The sequence below is a fragment of the Sphaerochaeta sp. S2 genome (assembly GCF_016406725.1).
In the GTDB taxonomy this organism is placed as follows: domain Bacteria; phylum Spirochaetota; class Spirochaetia; order Sphaerochaetales; family Sphaerochaetaceae; genus Sphaerochaeta.
The window spans coordinates 1-1,375 of sequence record NZ_JAEKNT010000423.1; the positions used below are offsets into that span (position 1 = coordinate 1).

The following is a 1,375-nucleotide window of genomic DNA, read 5'->3' on the forward strand; positions in this document are numbered from 1 at the left end:
GTGCTATTACGTTCATTACATCGTTCTCCGTCAAATCTGTCCCCCTGAGCTCCCCGACTATTTCACGGTCTTTCATGACTATCAATCGGGAACAGGTTCGAAGCATCTCCTCAATTTCTGAAGAGATGAACGTAAGGCTCATCCCTTTGGATGCGAGATTGAGGACCAGTTTCTGGATCTCAACCTTGGTTCCAACATCAATACCACGGGTCGGTTCATCCAGGATCAGGTACTCTGGGTTGGTGAGCAACCAGCGGGCCAGTATAACTTTCTGTTGATTACCTCCAGAAAGGGATTTGATCGGTGTATTTGAGGTTGGAGTCTTGATATTTAACTTCTTGATATACTCGTCGGCGAATAGCTCCGCCTGTTTTCTCGAAAATGGTTTGAAGAAGCCTTTCAAGACCTGCAGGGTAAGGATGATATTGTCTCGTACCGATAGGTCTTCGACAATGCCATCGCCTTTGCGATCTTCTGGCAAATAGCCTATTCCATGTTTTATCGCGTGCAAGGGTGTTTTAATCTTCACCCGCTTACCTTTCATCTTTACTTCACCACCAGTTACCTTGTCTGCGGCGAATATGGCACGGACACTTTCACTACGTCCGGAGCCGAGCAGACCTGCAAACCCGTTCACCTCGCCTTTTTGTATGGCAAAGTTGAAGGGTTTTACCCCTGCGGAACTTGAAAGTTCTTTTCCTTCAAAGACAGGGATGGAAGTATCAGATACGACCGGTTCATGTTTCTTTAGTTTGGTAACATCCTCGAGCACATTTCCCAGCATCTTTGAGATGAGCTCGATTTGGGGAAGCGAGGTTGTTTCATATTCACCGACCAGCTTCCCGTTGCGAAGTACCGTGATCATGTCACTGACTTCGTACACCTGCTCGAGAAAGTGTGTGATAAAGATGATTCCCACTCCCCGCTCTTTCAGCTCACGCATGAGTGCAAAGAGTTTATGTACCTCGTCTTCATCAAGGGAGGAAGTTGGCTCGTCCAGTATGAGAATCTTACAGTCCATATCCACTGCTCGGGCAATGGCAATCATTTGCTGTACGGCAATCGAACAGCTAGCAAGTTCCTGGACTGGGCTTGCCGGAATACCGAGGGAATCGAGCAACTGGGCTGCCTTTTCATTCATCTGCTTCCAATTAACGAATGGGCTGTGACTACGGCCGATAAACATATTTTCAGCAACAGTCAAATTGGGACAAAGCATTATTTCCTGATAGACGGTACCTATTCCCTTGTTTTGTGCTTCCTGCGGAGCTTTAAAGTGAATAGGTTCTCCCTGTAAGGTAATCAAGCCGGCGTCTTTTTCGTAGACTCCGGTAATGACTTTAATGAGTGTAGATTTACCCGCCCCGTTTTCGCC

General features: G+C 47.0%; 1 protein-coding gene. It reads right to left on the minus strand.

Going from position 1 to position 1,375, the window contains the following annotated elements:
• Positions 1-1,375 (minus strand): sugar ABC transporter ATP-binding protein (locus tag JF818_RS12250; RefSeq protein ID WP_198892282.1); only part of this gene is annotated, 1,375 nt, incomplete at both ends.